This is a genomic window from Singulisphaera rosea (assembly GCF_054877945.1).
In genome coordinates, this window is record NZ_JBTYIP020000055.1 from 1 (window position 1) to 18,609 (window position 18,609).

The window sequence follows — 18,609 nt, forward strand, 5'->3', positions numbered from 1 at the left end:
CCGCCTAACGAACCGGAGGATTCGTGAGACGGCCCCGAGTCGCTCGAAGAGCTTCCCAAGAGCGACGGCGTTCGGCGTGCGCGCATGACAAGCCGATCGCGACTCCGGGATTTTCTGAGCAGGCACCTACGCTTCGCTGCGGAGCCAGTCCCCGTTTCCGTCTCCGCTCTCGGGTTCGGGTCAGATTGTGCCGTGTGTCAGACAAACGTTAACCGATCTAACAAATCCCCCTCCCCGACGCATTTGCCAGGCCAACCCCTAAAATGAAACACGATCGCCTCGAGCTCCCAGTAGTATCGTGAGGACAGGCCCGACGCTTTTGGGAGATCGTCCACATGGCAAATCCGCACTCGGAGGCGACCCGTCGACCGCTGCAGGTATTCGAACCGGGCGAGCGGTCTGATGTGGGGGTGGGTGACAGCGAACTGCTCGCGCGGTTCCACGCCCGGCACGACGAATGGGCCGAGGTCGCGTTCGCGGCGTTGGTCCGGCGGCACGGGCCGATGGTCCTGCGCGTCTGCCGGCAGATCCTCGGCGACCCTCACGCCGCCGAGGACGCGTTTCAGGCGGTGTTCCTGATCCTGGCGCGGAAGGCGAGCTCGATCCGCAACCCGGAGTTGTTGGCGAACTGGCTCTACGGGGTCGCCCTGCGCACGGCCCGGGAGGCGAGGATGGGCTACGACCGCAACCGCCGGCGCGAGTCCCCGAACGCTGAATGGAGCGAAGGAGAACCAGTCGGCCGAGAGGGCCGTCCCGAGCTAAGCCTGCTCGGCCGTGAGGAATTCGAGGCCCTGCACGAAGAGGTCGCCCGGCTCCCCGAGCGTTACCGGATCCCGATCGTCCTCTGCGATCTGGAGGGCCTCTCCTACAAGGAGGCGGCCCGACGGCTCCACTGCCCGGTCGGGACGATCAGCGTCCGACTGAGTCGGGCTCGAGACCGACTCCGCGTGCGGCTCATCCGGCGCGGGCTGGCCCCTTCCGCCGGACTGCTCGGGGCCCTGGTCGGGGCGGAGAGCGCCTCCGCGTGGTTGCCGGCGACGCTCGTCGAATCCACGATGCACGCGGCGACGCGGTTCGCCACGACCCAGACTACGGCCGCCGGCCTGGTCTCGGCCCCCGTCGCGGCCCTCACGGAGGCGGTGCTCAAGGCGATGGCCGTCGGCCGGGCGAAGATGGCGGTGAGGCTGGTCCTCGCCCTCGGGATGACCGCGACCGTCGGCTGGGTCGGCACACCTCGACAACCTCGAATCCCCACCCTGGCACCGATCGGGGGCACTCGGCAAGGCGCCGGTGCCGGCGTCGTGCCGCACTCCGAAGGCCAGCCGACGCGGCACCCCGTCCAGGCTCCGACGAAGGCCGAAAAACCGACCCCCGAACCGACGACGACAATCGTCGCCGGTCGCCCGACTTCGCCCCCCGCGAAGGCCGATGCGCCCGAAGCCAAGCTCGTCCGGAGGACGAGTGATGTGGTGAAGGAGCTCGGTGGGGACTTCCACACCAAGCGGATGATGCCGGAGGCCGACGTCACGCTGACGGCCGGGGAGCGTGCCTTGCGGGACGAGTGGGTGCAGGGCGAGGCCCTCTTCGCCAAGGAGTGGGTCCCCGACGACCCGATGGGCCACGGCGGCGACGGGCTCGGGCCCGTCTACAACGAGACCTCGTGCATGGCCTGCCACGGCCTCGGAGGCCCCGGAGGCGCCGGGCCCTCGGGGAAGAACGTCGTCCTGGTCTCGGCCACCCCCACCGGCCGGATCCAGCTCAAAGGCCTGGAGCTGATCCATCCCGGCTTCCGAGGGACGCGCAGCATCGTCCTCCACCGCTTCGGGACCGACTCTCGGTACGAGTCCTGGCGCACGCGGTTCTACCAATCCCAACGCGAGCCGAGCCCGGACACGCCTCCAGACTCGGACACGACCGAGACCACGCCCGAGGAGCTCGCCAAGGCCCGGATCCTGGCGATCAAGGCGCAGACCCGCCCAAACCACCGGTACGAGAAGCAAATCGCCCGCCTGCAACCGACCAAGGATTTCACCTTCGCCCTCTCGGAGCGCAATCCTCCGCCCCTCTTCGGCGCAGGCCGGATCGACGCGATCCCGACGGCCGTGCTGATCGCACTCGCCGAACAACAGCCGAAGGAGGTGCGAGGGCGCGTCAACCGCACGACCGGGGGAGGGATCGGCCGGTTCGGCTGGAAGGCGCAGGTCGCGAGCCTGCACGAGTTCGTCCGCGCCGCCTGTGCCAACGAGCTCGGCTTGGAGGTCCCCGGCCATTCGCAGGCGATCTCGCCGATCGCCCCCGACGCAAAAGCGAAGGGCCTCGACCTGACCGATCGGGAGTGCGACGCGATGGTCGCCTACGTCCGGGCCTTGCCCGCCCCCGTGGTCATCGACCCGACCGGGCCGAGCGGGACCGAGGACATGCACCAAGGACGACGTCTCTTCGCCGAGGTCGGATGCGCCTCCTGCCACTCGCCGACGCTCGGCGAGGTGCGGGGGATCTACAGCGACCTCCTGCTGCACAACATGGGCTCCAGCCTGAGCGACTCGGGGAGCTACTACGGCAACGAAGGTCCGTACACGCCCGGCGGCCCGAGGCCGAACGAGTGGCGGACCCCACCGCTCTGGGGCTATCGCGACTCGGGCCCGTACCTCCACGACGGCCGAGCCCAGACTTTGGAAGAGACCATCGCGCTCCACGAGGGCCAGGCCCAGGCCTCGGCGCTCCAGTTCTTCGCCCGAACCCCGCGCGAGCAGGCCCAGATCGAGGCCTTCCTGAAGTCGCTCGTCGCCCCCTCGGCCGCATCAACCCCCGGCGTCATGCTCGCGGCAGAGCTCGAATCCCGCATCGAGACGCAAGAACGCCGAACACCCGAGGCCCTCGCGCGCCAGCGACGAGAAGCCGCCGTGGCCCTCGAACAGGACCGTTGGCAGGAAACCCAGCGCCGCAAGCTCGCCGAACAGGCCGCCAGCCGCGCCCGAACCCAATTCCCCGCAGCCCAGGCCCTCGAAAAGATGGGCAAAATCCCCGGCGCCCTCACCTACTACCGCGAAATCGCCCGCACCGCCCCCGACTCCGAGCCAGGCCGACAGGCCACTGCGCGGATCAGCAAGCTCACGGGGGAGTCGGGAGTCGGGAGTCGACAGTAGGCAGTAAACAGTATGAAGAGGGAGCAGGAGGTGGGGAGAAGAAGGCAGTAGGACATAGAATGGGAATCCACCACGCCTTCATCGCTTGGTGGATTCCCCTCCGCTGACAGCACAGTCATTCAGAAACGATTTCCTGTTTTCTCTTTTATCCGTGTTCCATCCGTGGCTAAGAATCCCCCGCTCCTCACTCGCGTTTATGCAGTTCGAAGCGAACGCTCGCCGGCTTGCCCGCGGGCAGCTTGACTTTGGCCACGAGGTCTTCTTGCCGATATCCCGTCGAGGCGGGGACAAAGCCCAGGGAGAACGTCCGCTCGCCGGGTTCGACCACGGCGCGGAGCTTGCCGCTTGCGTCGGTCCGGGAGTTTTCGACGTAGGCCGTCGAACCTTGCACGGTGTTCCGGACCCCCGGCGATCGATCGGACTCGACCATGAACGAGACGTCCGGGATCCCTTCGCCGGTGTCGGCATCGACGGCCTCTAGGGTGAGGACGCAGCCAGGGTTCACCTCGAGTTCATACGACTGCTCTCGCTCGCCGGGCCGGTCGAACACGGTCATCGTCGTCTTGGTGCGAACGATGTGGGAGTCCTGGCGGGGCGGGTCGGCCAGGATCGAGTACGGGCCGGGCGGGAGTTTCAATTCGAGCTTTCCTTCGGCGTCCGAGACGCCATAAGCCCCGACACCGTTCGCCCCGACGCCGTTGGTGCCTTCGGCCGCACTCACGCGGATGTTCGGGACCGGCCGACCGTCGAGGGCATCGACCACTCGCACGGCGACGCGTCGGGTCGCGTGCATGACGAGGTTCAGGTCGCCCGTCAGGACCGGAGGCGTCACCTTCATGTAGCTCGTCTGCTCGCGAGGGTAGTCATACGAGCCCTTCGGACGCTCGGTCGTGGCCGTGAAGAACGTGACCCGGGCATACTGGGGATGGGTCACGTGGACCCAGAAGCCGGCCTCCTTCGGCACTCCACCGAGCCGGAAGCGGCCGTCCTGGTCGGTGGTCGTCGCCCGGACGGCATCAGGGATCATGTAAATACACCAGAATTCTCGAAAGTTGAGGTGATCCTCGCGGCCTCCAGTGTCGAGATAGTCGCAGTTCCCGAGCGAGAGCTTGGCGCCGGCCACCGGCTTGCCCTCACCGTCCACGATCCGTCCCTTGAGCACGGACTCGACGGCGAACGTCAGATCCATGACGAGCGGATCACCTTTGTAGAAGGTGTGATTCTCTCCCGCGACGTTCTGTCCAGCCTGTCGGGGCGAGGGTTGGTAAAACCGCATCCCGTGCCAGGCGAACCCGAAACCGGGGGCCGTGCCGTAGACCTGGAACGTCCCCGCCAGGGGAGTTTCCTTCTGCGAGCGTGAGACCGGCAAGGAAGCCTCGGCGAACGTGTAACGACCGTCCCGGTCGGTGGTCGTCGAGCCGAGCGGGGCGTCGATGCCATTGGTCGAGACCAGGGAGACCGTCGCCCCGACGACCGGCCTCCCCTTGGGGTCGACCGCGCGGCCTCGGACCGTGATGGGCACCGAGGTCTTCATGATACCGTCGAACTCGGGGGCCGGCGCCGAAGCCGGTTTCGCTGTCACCTTCACGGCCGCCTCGTCCTTCGCCGCCGGAGAGGCCGGGGCAGGGGGCGGAGACGGGGGATCGCCTTCCGTCCCGGTCGCCCGGACGTGGGGCAGAACAAGCAGGCCGAGCAGCACCAGGACCGCGGCGGCCCCTCGTGTCATGCCCTTGCGGACCGGGCGTCGGGGATCCAGGATGCGCAGGAGCCGCCCCCTGAGCTGCACCGCTCTTGGAGACATGCCCAACGCCACGAGGGCCACCCCCGGCGTCGCCTCGGCGTATTCGATCACGGCGAGGAAGGCCGAGCCGCAGTCGCGCCTGGGGACGTCATCAGCGGCGGACAGGGCCGCGTCGTCGCAGGCATACTCCCGCTGGACGTCGAGCACCCGTCCGGCGACCCAGACCGCGGGATGGAAGAAGTAGAGGCACCGGACCAGGCGCTGGAACGTCAAAGCCCAGAGGTCGCCCCGGCGGATGTGCGCCAGCTCATGGAGCAGGACCCAGCTCAACGGCCCCGGGGCCAGTTGCGTGACGAGCCCCTCGGGGAGGATCACGCGAGGCCGAACTAATCCCCAGACCCCGGGCGAGGCCATGGCCGGGCTGACCAGGAGCGGAACCGGACGCCGCAATCCCAGGGATCTCCCCAGCCGCTCGACGTCGACGGGAAGGGCGGCCAGATCGAGGGTTGTTGCCCTCGCCAGCAATTGGCGCATCCTCCACTCGGACCAGCCTAACCGCGCCAGGAGGCCCGCGACGACCGCCGCCCAGGCGATCATCAGTGCCGACGCGGCCGAGAGCCGCGCCTTGGATCTCACCGCCTCCGTTCGGGAGGCCGATGCCTCCGGAGACTTCAGTGCGGCCTCCCGCCCAACGCGTCCGTCCACCCCCGATCTCGCGAGCGTTCCGACTTCGCGACGAACCGAGTGCAGCGGGGCCTCAAGGGCGTGCCCGGTCGCGTGCTCGACGAGATGTTGCGGCCAGATCGCGACCCAGGCGTTGGGGATGGCGACGGGGAGGGGTACGACCAACTTCAGCAAGACGAGCAGGAACAGGCCGTGTCCGAGCGCCGGCGAAGCCCGGCGCCGGATCGCGAGCCAGACGATCGCGACGATTCCCAGGAGCGCCGAGCCTTCGACCAGGCTGCGTAGCGCGACGGCGGCCCACCACGCTCCCCACGCATTCAAGACCTCGATCGTCGGCATCGCTCAGTCCTCCTTCGAAGGCTCGTGTTCCTCGATCAGGGCGCGGAGCCGGGCGAGTTCCTCGGCCGAGAGCTTGCTCTTCTTGACCATGTGAGCGAGCAGGGGGCCGGTCATGCCCTCGAGCACGTTGTCGAGCAGGGCATCCGCCGCCCCCAAAACCGCCTTCAAGGCCGGCTTCGTGGGCCGATACAGGAAGCTGTTGCCCACCTGGGTCGTGCTCAGGTGCCCCTTCTCCACGAGCCGCCTGAGCATCGTCTTGACCGTGCTCGACGCCCACCCCTGCTCCCGCCCCGCCTCCTCGCACACGTCGCGCGAGGCGCAGCCCTTCCTCCGCCAGACGATCTTCATCACCTTCCACTCCGCCGCCGTCAGCGGATCCGGATCCGAATCCTCGCGAGCCATATCTCCACCCCACCGGGCCCCAAAACCATCCTCATCGCCCGGCGACAACTGTAACCGATCGACGCCTCCTGTCAACAAAAATCGACAACCCTAACCTTCACCCCTCGCGCAAGAAAACGGCGAGCCCCAATGACGGCGGCTCGCCGCACCTTTCCCTATCTTATCTATCTATTTTCCTTTTTCCCTATCCGCGTTCCATCCGTGTTTCATCCATGGCTAAAAAATGCCCCTCCATTCAATGGCTCAATGGCCCCCCATCGAAGCCGCCCGCTCCGGCCCGGATCAGGCTATTATCATGCACCAGCAATCCCTGCCCCCCGACGAAGAAGCTCTGATCCTTCCCGACCTCGAGGTTGAACACCGGCTGGATCTTCTCGCTCGAGACGCCGACGACCCTGGCCACGCCGCCGACGACGCGGAGGGTATCTCCGGGCTTCAGCTCTCGGGCCATGACCCACCCCTGGCCGGCCTTCCAGAACCGGTGGACCGGGGTCGTGACGACGGGCTCGCCGCCGTCGAGGTCGACCCGAAGGGTCTGGGTCGGCCGGTGCCGGTGGACGGCCACGACCGACCCGAAGCCGAGGGCCCCGGTCGTCGTGTCCTGGGTCAGCACGGCGTCGCCGACGCGGATCGACTCGATTGGCCGGGTCCCTTCGCGAGTCCGGACCTCGGTCCCCGCGCCGAAGCAATCGGCCAGGCGTCGCTGGTAGTTCGGGCTGTAGGCGATCACGACCTCCTCGTCGATCGTCGGCTTCGGGGACGACTGGGTCGCCTCGTACAGGTCCCCCTGCCGGTCGGCCAGCCAGCTCCGCCACGCGCTCCCCTCCCGGCCCAGGTCCTTCCCGGTGATCACGGCCAGGATCGACTGGAGCCGTTCATTGAGCTCGATGATCGGCCGGTTGAAGGCGTCGATTTGGTCGATGTCGTCGGCCATCTGCCGACGCGCCGCGAACGTCGCCCGGTCGGCCTCGGTCAGGTTCGCCCGCACGAACTGGATGTTCCGCGCGACGAGTCTCGGGAGGTCCGTTCCCGTCAAGGTCCTCGCATAGTCCGGCCCATAGATCTCCGTCAGCCGGATGAGCGATGATCCCTGCGGAGGTTGGGTTGGGTCCATCGCGCGGAGGACCGTATCGGCGGGCATGGGGGGGACGGCGTAGAGCCGTCGAACGTTGAATCGCTCCCCCTCGACGAGCAGCGTGCCGGGCTGGCCGGGCCCGAGGGCCGGCTTGACCTTGTACTTGACCGGGTCGCGCCAGAGCCCGACCAACAGGCTGACGGCCTCGGTGTTGTCGCGGCGGGCGAGGGTCTCGGTCGCGATCCGGCGGGCCTCGGCCGAATCACTCCCGACGGCGAGCATGGCGAGGGCCCGCGTCGCGGGCCGACCTTCGATCTGCCCGAGCATCCGGGTCGCGACGACCTGGTCGGCCGGCCCTCCCAGGACGAACGTGGCCCAGATCGAGGGCACGGCCCTCGAATCCGTCACGCCGAGGAGTTTGGATTCGGCCCAAGCGCGTCGGCCTGCGTCCTTCATCGCCCCCTTCCAGTGCGCCAGCTTCGGCCTCCAGCGGCGGTCGGCCAGCGCCCGGGCCTCCGCCTCCGCATGCTCCTCGGCGATCTGCTCGGGCTTCAGCCAGCGGCCGTTCGACTCCTTGTATCCCAGCCGTCGCCAGGCCCCCTCGCGCTCGGGGGCCAGGCGAGTCACCGCCGTCAGATGGGCGGTGGCCTCATCCTTGAGGCCACTCTTCTCGCACCAAAGGGCGAGCTTCCAGTGGGCCTCGGCCGACTCCTCGATCGCCCGACGTCGCGAGTTGTATTCCGAGAGGGTCGCGGCGAGCTTGGGGTCCCCCTGGAGTTGCGTCAGGACCTCCTCGGGCCGTCGCCAGTGGCCCCGGAACGCGATCTGGCCCAGCAACCCCCGCGCGGCCGCGTGGCCGGGGTCGGTCAGCACCGCCAAAGCCAGGTGCTTGAGCCGCTCGGCCGTGAGGCCGTGGGACTCGCACCAGAGGGCGAGCGTCACATGCGCATCGGCCGACTTTCCCGTCCGGGACGCGAGCGCGCGGTACTCGGCCAGCGCCTCGTCCCCGCCGACCGCCTTCGCCGAAGGCTTCGACGCGCCGGGCACGACCGACCTCTTCAGGGCGTCCACCAGGGCCGGGTCGACGACGGCCGTCTTCGCCTCGACGGGCTTCGACGGCGCCGATGGCTCGAGGGCGGCCGTTTGATTGCGGGGGAACTCGTCGGCTCGTAGCTCGTCGGCCGTGAACCAGAGGAACCCGACCGAGGACAACGCGATGACGCCGGCGGTGAAGGCGGTCATGGCCCAGAGCGGGACCAGCGAATTCGCGACGACCGCGCCCAGGATCTGTTCGGCCAGGGCGGCCACCGTTGTCGAGGCCGCCCCGGCCGCCAGCGTCTCCCCGGCGGCGAACCGCACCGCGGCGCGGACCGTGGACTGTGCAAGGGCAGGGGGGAGAGCGGCCGTCGCCGTCTCGGGCAAGGCCGACCACGCAAGCAAGGCCGACGCCGGCGCCAATCCTCGACGCACGAGCCGCCCCTTGAGCAGCTCCCGCCCGCGCATCAGGCGCACGCTGACGGTCCCCAGGGGCCAGCGGAGCCGCTCCGACGCCTCGGCGTGCGAGAGCCCTTCGAGGTAGCACAGGACCAGCGGGGCCCGATATTTCTCCGGCAGGCGTCCGATCTCCTGGTGGAGCGCCTCGACCTCTTCTCGGCGGACCAGCCCCAGCATCTGCCGGCCCTCGTCCCCGACGGGTTCCTCGTGCGCCATACCGATCTCCTGCCGCTCGCGGTGTCGGAGGCGGTCTCCCCGGGCTTTCGCCTTCCGCGCGGTGCGGCAGGCCACGCCGTGCAGCCAGTGGCCCAGCGACTCCGGGTGCTGGAGCACGCCGGCCTTGCGGGCAAGGACCAGGAACGTTGCCTGGAACGCATCCTCGGCCCCATGAGAGTCGCCGAGCATCCCCCGGCAGACCCCAAAAACCATCGGGCCGTGCCGCTCGACCAGGGTCGCGAACGACCGCTCGGCCTCTTCGTCCCGAGCCACTGCGAACCGCTCCAGCAGTTCCCGATCCGTCATCCTCGCGCCCTCCTCGACGCCGCCGCCACTCCAGTGGCCCTGGCGTGGCTCCCGAGGCACGCTCATCGGCATGCGCGTCATGGTCATGGCCCTCCAAGGATCACCCCGTCTACTGTAAACTCCCGGGTGAGGGCCGGCGACTTACAACTTTTTCGAAACTCGTCGCTCTTCGACATCCCTAATCAAGGTTTGAAGGGCACTCGTCGTACGCGACCATCCCCCCGATGGGTGGGGCCCTCTTGCCCCGCGGCGTCCGACTTGGCCGGAGCAATAACGGGGAAGGAGTGCCCCGTCTATCGGGGGCACTCCTGATGCGACGTCAACGTTAAAAATCAGGGCACAAGTGGCAGATCTGTGCTCCTGAGCAGCTATAGGAGGATTCGATGTCCGACGATGAATCGGAGATGAGCGTCGAGACTTTCGCGACGTTTCGGGTTTATCCGGGCGAAATGGACCCGTCCATGATTACGGATCGCCTTCGCCTCCAGCCCTCGAGCTGGCAACGCCAAGGTGAGCTGGTATTCAGTAGTCGTCGTCCGCCGAGGCCCGCCCCGATCAACGGCTGGTTTCTAACGTCACGAGATCAAGTCGATTCTCGAGATTCGCGCCCCCACATCGATTGGCTTCTCGATCGTTTGACGCCAAAGGCCGAGGCGGTCCGAGCCCTTCAGGACGAGGGATGCAAAATGGACATCTCATGCTTCTGGCTTTCCAAACTCGGAAACGGCGGGCCCGAACTCCCTCCCGCTCAGATGCGAAGGCTGGCCGACCTCAACATCATGCTCTGGTTCGACTTCTACGGACCATTCGACGACAATAATGATGATGAAACAAAAGAATAACTAATAGCCAACGACAAGTCCGCCTAACGATTCACTCGGTCGCGGGCATGGTTGATTTCACAGATCTATTGTAGGCGGGGTCTGCAACTCCGTTCCCCGGGTGGATGGCACATCGGCCCACCATCCTCTCGCATCACCAGGTAGACCCCAACGAGAAAAAACCAAATATTACTACAAATCTATTGCGCCATCAGACATTTCTGACGAAAGATCTCTGCCCTGTCACGCAACTCGTAAATCGCGGCGAGATCGATGGGCTTGCTCATCATCATCTCAGGAGAGAGCCGCCTCACATCGGCAAGTCGCCCCGCGTCATCGACGCCCGAGCAGACGACGACCTGGGTCTCGTTGGATTTCGCCCGCATCTCCGCCAGGACCGCCTCGCCGCCGCCATCGGGCAGATTCAGATCCAGGATCAGGTAGTCCGGAGAATGAGCGAGCAGCGGAAGTGCCTCGGCGACCGTTGCGGCGAGCGACACTCGCCAGCCACCGCGAGTGAAGAAGGCATTCAGGGCAATCCGGGTATACGGATCGTCGTCGACCACGAGCAGATGAGAGTTCGTCATGATTGGGTTCTTCCTGAACCTTGGACATAAGATTGAATTTTCCACCTAGCGGAAGAGCAAATTTCATGCCGCAAAGACGCTGGACAGGGACGACCAAGCCACCATACGCCCGCACATGGGGCCGAACAGGAGGATTATGCAACAAGTCGCATGAAAATCGCCCGACCTTAGGGCAGAACGCCGAGACTGGGATCGAGGCTGTGCCGAAAACCCTCAAGAGGGCAACGCCACTCGGAGGGATCATGCTCAAGAACATCATCCTCGAACGGCCCCTGGCCGTTTTCGACCTGGAGACCACCGGGACGGACACCAAGGTCGATCACATCATCGAGATCAGCGTCCTCAAACTTCTCCCCGGAGGTGGCTCCGACCACAGGACCCGGCGGGTGAACCCCGGCGTCCCCATTCCTCCGGAGTCGACCGCCATCCACGGCATCTCCGACGACGACGTGGTCGACTGCCCAACCTTCCGCGCCATTGCCCCAGGCTTGACGAAGTTCCTCGATGATTGCGACCTCTGCGGCTTCAACGTCCTCAAGTACGACCTTCGGCTCCTGGCCGCCGAGTACAACCGTGCCGGGATCATCTTCCCAGTCTCCGGCCGGAAGGTGGTCGACGCCTGCCACATCTTCCACCAACGCGAACGCCGCGACCTGACCGCCGCCTACAAATTCTACTGCGGCCTCGACCACGAAGGGGCCCACGGCGCCGCCGCGGACGTCCTGGCGACGTTGGCCATCCTCGACGCGCAAGTCTCCCGATATGAGGATCTTCCCAGGACCGTGGACGGGCTCCACGAAGTCTGCACCGACCCGAAGGCCCTTGACCTGAGCGGGATGTTCGGTCGATGCGACGAGGGGACGATCGTCTTCATCAAGGGCAAGTACAAGGGCCGGTCGCTGGACGACATCGCCAGGACAAAGCCCGACTATTTGCAATGGATGCTCCGGGACGACTACTTCGACGACACCAAGTTGATCGCCTCGGAGGCGCTGAGACAGGCAGGTTGAGGCGAGGAAGCCGGATTTGCTCCTCCCTCGACATGACGCTCAATCCCGTGTCGAAGGTATCGACCTAGCGCTCGACGTCGAGCGAATTCGTATCGACGGATGGGGCTTGCCTCAGGTCATTCAACTCCGCGGCCAGGATGATCAGGGCGCGTTGCAACCGGCGTTGGACGGTCTTGACCGAGATCCCGAGCAAATCCGCCGCGTCCACCTGGGTCATCCCGTGGATCCGCACCAGGTCCAGCACCTCGCGCTCGCCGTCCGGGAGCCTGTCGATGGCGTCGAGCATGCGGCGGGCCGCCGGGTGCAACCCCGAGGCGCTGCTCGCGGGAGCGGCAACGTCGATCCCCTGGATGTCCACCGGCTTCCCCGCCTCGTCCAGGCGACGAGCCAGGTCATTCAGCTCCCAGCGCATGTGCTGGCCGGCCAGGGCGAAGAAGCCTCGGACGGAGTTCGGACGCGTCTCACGCAACGCGCGGAGCAGCCTCTCGACCACCGCCTGGAGCATCTCCTCGGCCTCCAGCCCGAGCGGGGGCTGGGCCAGCCTGGGGTACTTCCGATAGAGCAGCGTCGCGCAGAGTCGTTCGAGCCTCTTCGCCGACCGGCCGAGGAGGGCTGAGATGATCGGCTCGGCCTCAGACTTGCCCCCGATCCCGGCCAGTTCGTCGAGGTATCCCTGGACCACGAATGTCGTCCGGTCCTGATCCATAACGCCCTGATCCTACTGGATATTCGGGCGCTCTGCCACGGGCCTGACAATCGGTGCCTTCCCCAATGCCGGCGGTGATTCCCGACCGACTCGATCCCTCGATCTCGTATGCCGTTCACGATCGATGTCGCGTCGCGCCGCCTAGAGATGAGGAAGGCCGCAACGAACGGGGCCAATCGCCGTCTTGCCCGGCGGGAGGGACGGAACAAGTGGTCCTTCCCCGGGGCAAGCGTTCGAGTTCGATGAACACTCAACGGAGAGATCAAGTGATCACAGGTAAGGTTTTAGTCTCCGGCGCGACGGGGGACACCGGCCGGGCGACCGTCGACGAGCTCCTGGCACGCGGCCACAAGGTCCGGGCGCTGGCCCACGGGCGGGACGACCGGTCGAAGCGGCTCGAGGACCGGGGCGCCGAGGTCGTCTACGGCGACCTCCTCGACTTCGGCCAGGTGCGGGCCGCGCTCGACGGCGTCCAGAGGGCCTACTTCGTCTACCCGATCCGCTTCGGCATCGTACAGGCGACCGCCTACTTCGCCCAGGCCGCGAAGGAAGCGGGCGTCGACGGCATCGTCAACATGTCGCAGGTGACCGCGAGGGAGAATGCCAAGAGCCACGCGGCGACCGACCACTGGCTGGCCGAGCGGGTCTTCGACTGGTCGGGGGTCACCGTCGCGCACATCCGCCCGACCTACTTCGCCGAATGGCTGATCTACGTCGCCCCGATGATCAAGGCCGGGCTGCTCCACGTGCCGTTCGGCACCGGCAAGCACGCCCCGATCACGGCCGAGGACCAGGGGCGGGTGATCGCCGGAATCCTCGAGGACCCCGCCAGGCACAACGGGGCGATCTACCCCCTCTATGGCCCGGTCGAATACACCTATGCCGAGATCGCCCAGGTCCTGAGCCGGGTGCTGGGCAAGCCCATCGAGTACAAGCAGATCAGCTTCGACGACTTCCTGGCGCTGCTGAAAACCAACCGGCGGAATCCAAACGAGGGGGCATCGTCCCGGAACCTCTACGGCGAGCTCGGGGGCAAGTCGGACAGCCCCGGCGACTCCTTCACCGTGCAACACTTGAAGGAAGTCGCGATCGACCACCAGAACGGGTTCTTCGCGGGCACCAACGACCTCGTGGAGACGCTCGGCGGCCGACCCCCGACGTCGCTCGAGGCCTTCATCGAGGCGCGTCGCGCGGCCTTCGAGTGACCTCCTCCTCCAAACTCCCCGAGAAGAATGCGTCATGACCGGATCGCTCTCGACCTTGTTGCTGACCGGGACGACGGCCGTCGTGGTCGTCTTCCTCACGCTCGGGCTCGCTCGGGTGGCCCGCAAGGCCAGGCTGCCTCGCGCCCTGGCCCCGTCCGTCGCTTGCGGCCTGATCGCCTGGCTCTGCGTCACGGCGATCCTGGCCCAGAGCAACGTCCTCGCCGCCCGAACCAACTCCCCGCCGCGGTGGCCGCTCCTCCCCCTGACTGCCCTGGCGACGTTCGGCTGGCTCGCCTGGACTCCGACGTTCCGTCGACTCCTGGCGAAGATCCCTCCGTGGCAGCCGGTGGCCCTCCAGTCATTCCGGGTGGGCGTCGAGCTCGCCTTCTGGAGGTTGCACGCGGAAGGGGTCGCCCCCGTCCAGGTCACCTTCGAGGGCCGGAACTTCGACGCCCTCGTCGGCCTCACGGCCCCGCTCGTTGCGGCCGGGATCGCCTTCAGGCGGCTCGGCCCGAGGTCGACGATCGCCTGGAACCTATTCGGCCTGGCGATGCTCCTCAACGCCATCGGGACCGTGGCCACCTCCACCCCCGGCCCGCTCCACCTCGACTGGCCGGGAGACCCGTTCACCGCGATCGCCACCTGGCCCGTCGTCTGGATCCCGGCGCTCCTCGCGCCGATCGGGATCGCCCTCCACGTCGTCTCGATCCTCCAGGCGCTCGCCTCCCCTGATTTGCACAAGCCCATCAGGCTCAGCCCGTTCCAACCCCCTAATCCCGAGCCTCTCCCATAACCTCTCCCGAAACCTGTTGTTTTCTTAAAAAACGGGTTTCTGACTCACCCAACACTGCCAGGCCATCGCGAGACGTCGACGTCTACCCCCCACACAGAAACCCGTTTTTAAGAAAAAAACGGGTTTCGGGACATAAACCCACCGAAATTCGTTGTCTACGGATCGGCTATCGACGATCCATCTCGATTGGAGCTATGAACACTATGCTCATCCCAGCGTCCGCCCTCCCGGCCTTCACCATTCTTCACGTCGCCATCAGCCTTGCGGCCATCGCCTCGGGCTTCGTCGTCCTGTTCGGGATGATCGCTGACAAACGGCAGGACCGGTGGACGGCCTTCTTCCTGGCCACCACCGTCCTGACGAGCGTCACGGGGTTCGGGTTCCCGATCAAGGGGATGACGCCCGGCCTCGCCTTCGGCATCATCTCGCTCGTGGTCCTCTCGGCCGTGATCTACGCCCGCTATCCGCGACGCCTCGCCGGCGGTTGGCGTCACGTGTATATCATCGGGGCCACCTTCGCGTTCTTCCTCAACTTCCTCGTCCTGATCGTCCAGTCGTTCCAAAAGATCCCGGCGCTGCACGCGCTGGCCCCGCACCAGAACGAGCCTCCCCTCATTATCGCGCAGGTCGTTTCGGTGGTCGCGTTCCTCGTCCTCGGCACGTTGGCAGTGAGGCGATTCCGGGAGATTCCCCTGGCACCAGTAAACGGCTGACCATGGATAATCGATGCGGGCTGACCTACGAGACGAGGTTCCTTCAATAGTCCTCATCAACCTGGAGGCTTTGCGGCCGGGAGCCTCCAGATCCGTGCGGTGGTGTCCTCAAGTCCCGCGGCCAGCATCGTCCCGTCGCGCGAAAACGCGAGCGAACGACGGCCGGAGACCCCGGTCTTGAACCGGCAAACCTCTTGCCCCGAAGCCACCTCCCAGACACGGACCGAGTCATCATCGATCTCCCGGTTCAGACTCGTCCGGGACGCCGACGCAATCAGGCGGCCGTCGGGCGAGACGGCCAAGGTCACGTTCAAGTATTTCTCAACCTGTATCGTCCGGATCGCCCTCCCGGCGACAAGATCCCAGACGATGAACCGGTCGTCTTCCGTTCCACTGGTAATCGCTGTCTTGAGGTCTCGAGAGAAGACAGCCGAGTCAAACCGAGGTCGCTTTCCCCCTTGATCCATCCCGTTCGCAAAATATCCGGCGATGGCAACTTGGTTCGTCACCTTCCCGGTGGCCAGATTCCAAAACCGGAAAGTCAGGTCACGACTCGCCGAAACGATCGTCCCGCCGTCGGGCGAAAACGCCACCGACCGGATTTCTCCGGCATCCCCTTTGAGTGCGGCGAAGGGAGGCGTCAAGGATGGCACCTGGGCCCGGGTTGTTGCCCTTCCATCCCCAATCTCCAGCACTCGAATTTCGTGGCGGATGTAGTAGTGCGTTTCCCCATTACCTGTTATCACAACCTTACGACTATCCGGCGAGAACTCAACGCACGGAATTCTACTCGAGACGCTCGATTCGTGAAGAGTCCGGTCGTCGGAGAGATTCAGGAAACGTACGATCGTCAAGTGGTGATCATCGGACAAGCGGTCCTCATATCGGCCCATGCCACCCAGGAACGAGACGATCGCCAGTACCTGGCCGTTGGGAGAAACGTAAGTCGAGATCGGCCGGTCGTCAGACACAATCCCGAGTTGTCTGACGTGGCTGCCGTCTTGCGTATTCCAAAAGTGAACCGCCCCTTCATCCCCACACGTAATGATATTCCGATCACCGGGCGCAAACGTCACGGAGCGTATGCGACCGAGATGAGCTCGGGATTCCGGGAAGCGTAGCGCCCCCGTTGCAATATCGACCAGATCAAAAGCACAATGATCGTTCCACACCGCAACCGCGCCGAACAGGCTGACATCGCAAATCAATCTTTCTTGGATATGCAATGAATTTTCTTTGTCTGCAACAATCGTCTTCCGATACTTCCACGACCCGAGATCCCAGACGAGTAGCCGGTCCGAGTGAGATGAGATCAGGGACGTTCCATCTTGCGCGAGGATCATTTCGCGAGGTTCTGAAAGGCCATCCATCTCGTCATCGTGCAGCTTGCTACCGTTGCGAGCGTCCCAAGCACTGAAAAACATCGTTTCCATAATCAATTTATTGTTAACTCGAACGGGATTCTTCAGCCTTCTTGACCCACCGATAATCAACACGTTCCCATCCTTCGCGAATGCCATGGCAGAAGGACTGCAATTATCAACTTCGCGGCTTAGCAATGGTGGCGATTCACCCAAGGCAATAGCTTCTCTACCTTTGGCAATATCCCACACAGAGAACACACATCCCCTGCCCGGCGTCCGAACGCAGATCGCAAGCCTGGAACCATCCGGCGAAAACCTCAGGAAAGTCCCATCATACGAAAATACAATAGCTGCCTTATATGAAATTTGTGTATTATCGCCAAAACCCAAAGTTTTCCACTCCATTCCCGATGCGGCATCCCAAAGGCGGACGCACGTTTTGCCACGATCCACAATGGCAAGGACTTGACCATCAGGCGAAATGGCGAGGGTGGTTTTCATTAATATAGAGAGATCGCGTCGCACATCTCCTTGCTGCCATCGACATCGTTCCCGACGAGCGATTAGATCCCAAACCCGCAGTTCGCCTTTCGGCCCTCTCACCGCCAGCCGATTCCCTTCGGAAGAGATGACAGCAGTGTTCGAAGAGTTCGAGAGTTCTTCGACATAGAATGGATCGAGCCCGGTCGCCGGCTCACCGGTCCCGGGATCCCAAAAGCGGACCGCCCCGTCCGTGCCGATCGAGGTGAGCATCTGGCGCTTCGGAGAGAAAGCGACTCCGAGCACGCGTCCTTTGTGCCGGAACCTCGTCGTGCCCATCCGCAGTCCCGCAACCGTAGGCGATGCGGCCTCGGCCGGTGCAACACGGCCAGGCACATCCGTCTTCGTGACCGGTTGTTCGGCAACGGGCCTCGGAGAATCCTGCGAGTCGGCGGAGACGACACCATACGCACCTGCCATCGTTCCGAGCACAAGCAGCAGCGCAGCCGCAACCTTGACCCTGCCAAACACCATTCCCCTGAGCGCATGCCGCGCCAGCGAGGACACGGCCCCCGAGGGCGAAGCCATCTCGGGACGGCCGAGGACCATCGCCGCCACCCCTCGGACTGCCATACAGGCCAGGGCTGGCGGTACCTCGATCGCAAGGACGTCAGGTGCCACGCCGAGTCCCACCAACCCGACCGCCGGCGTCACACCCCGACGCATGAGTCGGGGCCGCAACAGGTCCTTGGCTCGCGCCAGGCGACCCGACACCGTCCCCTTCGTCCAGCCAAGCTCTCGTGCCGCCTCCTCCTGCGTCATCCCTTCCAGGTAGCAGAGCACGACCGGACGTCGGTAGCGCTCGGGGAGCCGGCCCAGTTCCTCGTCCAATACGCCACGCACGTCGACCAGCAGACCCTCGGGCGAGCCAACCGCCGCCAGACCTTCCGGGAGGGGCAACTCCGCCTTCCGACGCTCCATCTGCCGGCGCGATCGCCTCGACAAACGCGACGCCACACCGTGCAGCCAGGGGCCCAGGGACTCACGCTTCCGCACCGAACCCGCCTTGAACGCCAGCACAAGGAACGTCGCCTGGAACACGTCCTCCGCCGCATGCACGTCGCCGAGCACCCGACGACAGACACCCAGCACCATCGGACCGTGCCGACGCACCACCGCCTCGAACGCCAGCCGCGCCGCCTCATCGCCACGGCCGACGAACCGCTCCAGGAGTTGGTCGTCGCTCAGGCCCGAGACCGACCCGCCGTTGAAAAGTGCGTCGAGCTCGCGACGCACCGTCTCCGCCGATCCGTGTTCCATCGGGGACTTCCTTCTGTTCTGGCATCACTTACCCTCGACAGATTTAGTGCCTCGCAAACGCAAGGCGAATACGAGATTTCTCCGTTTGGTTGGAAGCTCGCCACAAAGGCACAAAGAACTCAGCGAGAAGACCCAAGGACCATTCGTCCATCGACAACCTTTCCCTTTGTGCCTTCGTGCCTTCGTGGTGAATACCTCTCCCGGCAA

At 65.4% G+C, this 18,609-nt stretch carries 12 protein-coding genes; 6 read left to right on the top strand and 6 right to left on the bottom strand.

Going from position 1 to position 18,609, the window contains the following annotated elements; genetic code table 11:
• The first annotated feature begins 335 nt into the window (after positions 1 to 335).
• Complete coding sequence (locus ACYOEI_RS40225; RefSeq protein WP_462856286.1) at positions 336 to 3,146, top strand: sigma-70 family RNA polymerase sigma factor; 2,811 nt, start codon at positions 336 to 338, stop codon at positions 3,144 to 3,146.
• Positions 3,147 to 3,330: 184 nt separating this feature from the next.
• Here the strand turns inward: ACYOEI_RS40225 and ACYOEI_RS40230 are convergent, their stop codons facing one another.
• The 3 genes from ACYOEI_RS40230 to ACYOEI_RS40240 all read right to left on the bottom strand — a co-directional run bounded on the left by ACYOEI_RS40230 (position 3,331) and on the right by ACYOEI_RS40240 (position 9,490).
• On the bottom strand, positions 3,331 to 5,910 hold the full coding sequence (locus tag ACYOEI_RS40230) for a M56 family metallopeptidase (protein WP_462856287.1): 2,580 nt from the start codon (positions 5,908 to 5,910) through the stop codon (positions 3,331 to 3,333).
• A gap of 3 nt (positions 5,911 to 5,913) precedes the next feature.
• Positions 5,914 to 6,312 carry a BlaI/MecI/CopY family transcriptional regulator gene (locus ACYOEI_RS40235; RefSeq protein WP_462856288.1) on the bottom strand — a complete coding sequence of 133 codons (399 nt, stop codon included), beginning with the start codon at positions 6,310 to 6,312 and terminating at the stop codon, positions 5,914 to 5,916.
• Between the two features lie 235 nt (positions 6,313 to 6,547).
• Positions 6,548 to 9,490, bottom strand: coding sequence for a sigma-70 family RNA polymerase sigma factor (locus ACYOEI_RS40240; protein WP_462856290.1), 2,943 nt, complete (start codon positions 9,488 to 9,490; stop codon positions 6,548 to 6,550).
• Between the two features lie 362 nt (positions 9,491 to 9,852).
• Here ACYOEI_RS40240 and ACYOEI_RS40245 point away from each other — a divergent pair, with 362 nt between their 5' ends.
• Positions 9,853 to 10,245: a DUF4279 domain-containing protein gene (locus ACYOEI_RS40245; protein ID WP_462856310.1), complete on the top strand. Its 393-nt coding sequence runs from the start codon at positions 9,853 to 9,855 to the stop codon at positions 10,243 to 10,245.
• Between the two features lie 179 nt (positions 10,246 to 10,424).
• Here the strand turns inward: ACYOEI_RS40245 and ACYOEI_RS40250 are convergent, their stop codons facing one another.
• Complete coding sequence (locus tag ACYOEI_RS40250; protein ID WP_462856291.1) at positions 10,425 to 10,811, bottom strand: response regulator; 387 nt, start codon at positions 10,809 to 10,811, stop codon at positions 10,425 to 10,427.
• A 242-nt stretch (positions 10,812 to 11,053) separates the two neighbouring features.
• Here ACYOEI_RS40250 and ACYOEI_RS40255 point away from each other — a divergent pair, with 242 nt between their 5' ends.
• A complete protein-coding gene (locus tag ACYOEI_RS40255; RefSeq protein ID WP_462856292.1) occupies positions 11,054 to 11,821 on the top strand; it encodes an exonuclease domain-containing protein in 768 nt (255 codons plus the stop codon).
• Positions 11,822 to 11,885: 64 nt separating this feature from the next.
• On the opposite strand, the gene ACYOEI_RS40260 is transcribed toward ACYOEI_RS40255, so the two are convergent.
• Complete coding sequence (locus tag ACYOEI_RS40260) at positions 11,886 to 12,527, bottom strand: sigma-70 family RNA polymerase sigma factor (RefSeq protein ID WP_462856294.1); 642 nt, start codon at positions 12,525 to 12,527, stop codon at positions 11,886 to 11,888.
• Between the two features lie 266 nt (positions 12,528 to 12,793).
• On the opposite strand from ACYOEI_RS40260, the gene ACYOEI_RS40265 reads away from it, so the two are divergent.
• The 3 genes from ACYOEI_RS40265 (at position 12,794) to ACYOEI_RS40275 (ending at position 15,238) form a co-directional block, all read left to right on the top strand.
• Complete coding sequence (locus ACYOEI_RS40265) at positions 12,794 to 13,732, top strand: NmrA family NAD(P)-binding protein (protein ID WP_462856295.1); 939 nt, start codon at positions 12,794 to 12,796, stop codon at positions 13,730 to 13,732.
• 34 nt (positions 13,733 to 13,766) lie between these two features.
• Complete coding sequence (locus ACYOEI_RS40270) at positions 13,767 to 14,525, top strand: hypothetical protein (RefSeq protein ID WP_462856297.1); 759 nt, start codon at positions 13,767 to 13,769, stop codon at positions 14,523 to 14,525.
• Positions 14,526 to 14,728: 203 nt separating this feature from the next.
• On the top strand, positions 14,729 to 15,238 hold the full coding sequence (locus ACYOEI_RS40275; RefSeq protein ID WP_462856299.1) for a hypothetical protein: 510 nt from the start codon (positions 14,729 to 14,731) through the stop codon (positions 15,236 to 15,238).
• 56 nt (positions 15,239 to 15,294) lie between these two features.
• Here the strand turns inward: ACYOEI_RS40275 and ACYOEI_RS40280 are convergent, their stop codons facing one another.
• Positions 15,295 to 18,402, bottom strand: coding sequence for a sigma-70 family RNA polymerase sigma factor (locus tag ACYOEI_RS40280; RefSeq protein WP_462856301.1), 3,108 nt, complete (start codon positions 18,400 to 18,402; stop codon positions 15,295 to 15,297).
• Positions 18,403 to 18,609: the final 207 nt, after the last annotated feature.

Bases quoted from the DNA above. Each gene is read 5' to 3' on its own strand.
- ACYOEI_RS40225 (WP_462856286.1), top strand. From the start codon at position 336: ATGGCAAATCCGCACTCGGAGGCGACCCGTCGACCGCTGCAGGTATTC.
- ACYOEI_RS40230 (WP_462856287.1), bottom strand. From the start codon at position 5,910: ATGCCGACGATCGAGGTCTTGAATGCGTGGGGAGCGTGGTGGGCCGCC.
- ACYOEI_RS40235 (WP_462856288.1), bottom strand. From the start codon at position 6,312: ATGGCTCGCGAGGATTCGGATCCGGATCCGCTGACGGCGGCGGAGTGG.
- ACYOEI_RS40240 (WP_462856290.1), bottom strand. From the start codon at position 9,490: ATGACCATGACGCGCATGCCGATGAGCGTGCCTCGGGAGCCACGCCAG.
- ACYOEI_RS40245 (WP_462856310.1), top strand. From the start codon at position 9,853: ATGGACCCGTCCATGATTACGGATCGCCTTCGCCTCCAGCCCTCGAGC.
- ACYOEI_RS40250 (WP_462856291.1), bottom strand. From the start codon at position 10,811: ATGACGAACTCTCATCTGCTCGTGGTCGACGACGATCCGTATACCCGG.
- ACYOEI_RS40255 (WP_462856292.1), top strand. From the start codon at position 11,054: ATGCTCAAGAACATCATCCTCGAACGGCCCCTGGCCGTTTTCGACCTG.
- ACYOEI_RS40260 (WP_462856294.1), bottom strand. From the start codon at position 12,527: ATGGATCAGGACCGGACGACATTCGTGGTCCAGGGATACCTCGACGAA.
- ACYOEI_RS40270 (WP_462856297.1), top strand. From the start codon at position 13,767: ATGACCGGATCGCTCTCGACCTTGTTGCTGACCGGGACGACGGCCGTC.
- ACYOEI_RS40275 (WP_462856299.1), top strand. From the start codon at position 14,729: ATGCTCATCCCAGCGTCCGCCCTCCCGGCCTTCACCATTCTTCACGTC.
- ACYOEI_RS40280 (WP_462856301.1), bottom strand. From the start codon at position 18,402: ATGGAACACGGATCGGCGGAGACGGTGCGTCGCGAGCTCGACGCACTT.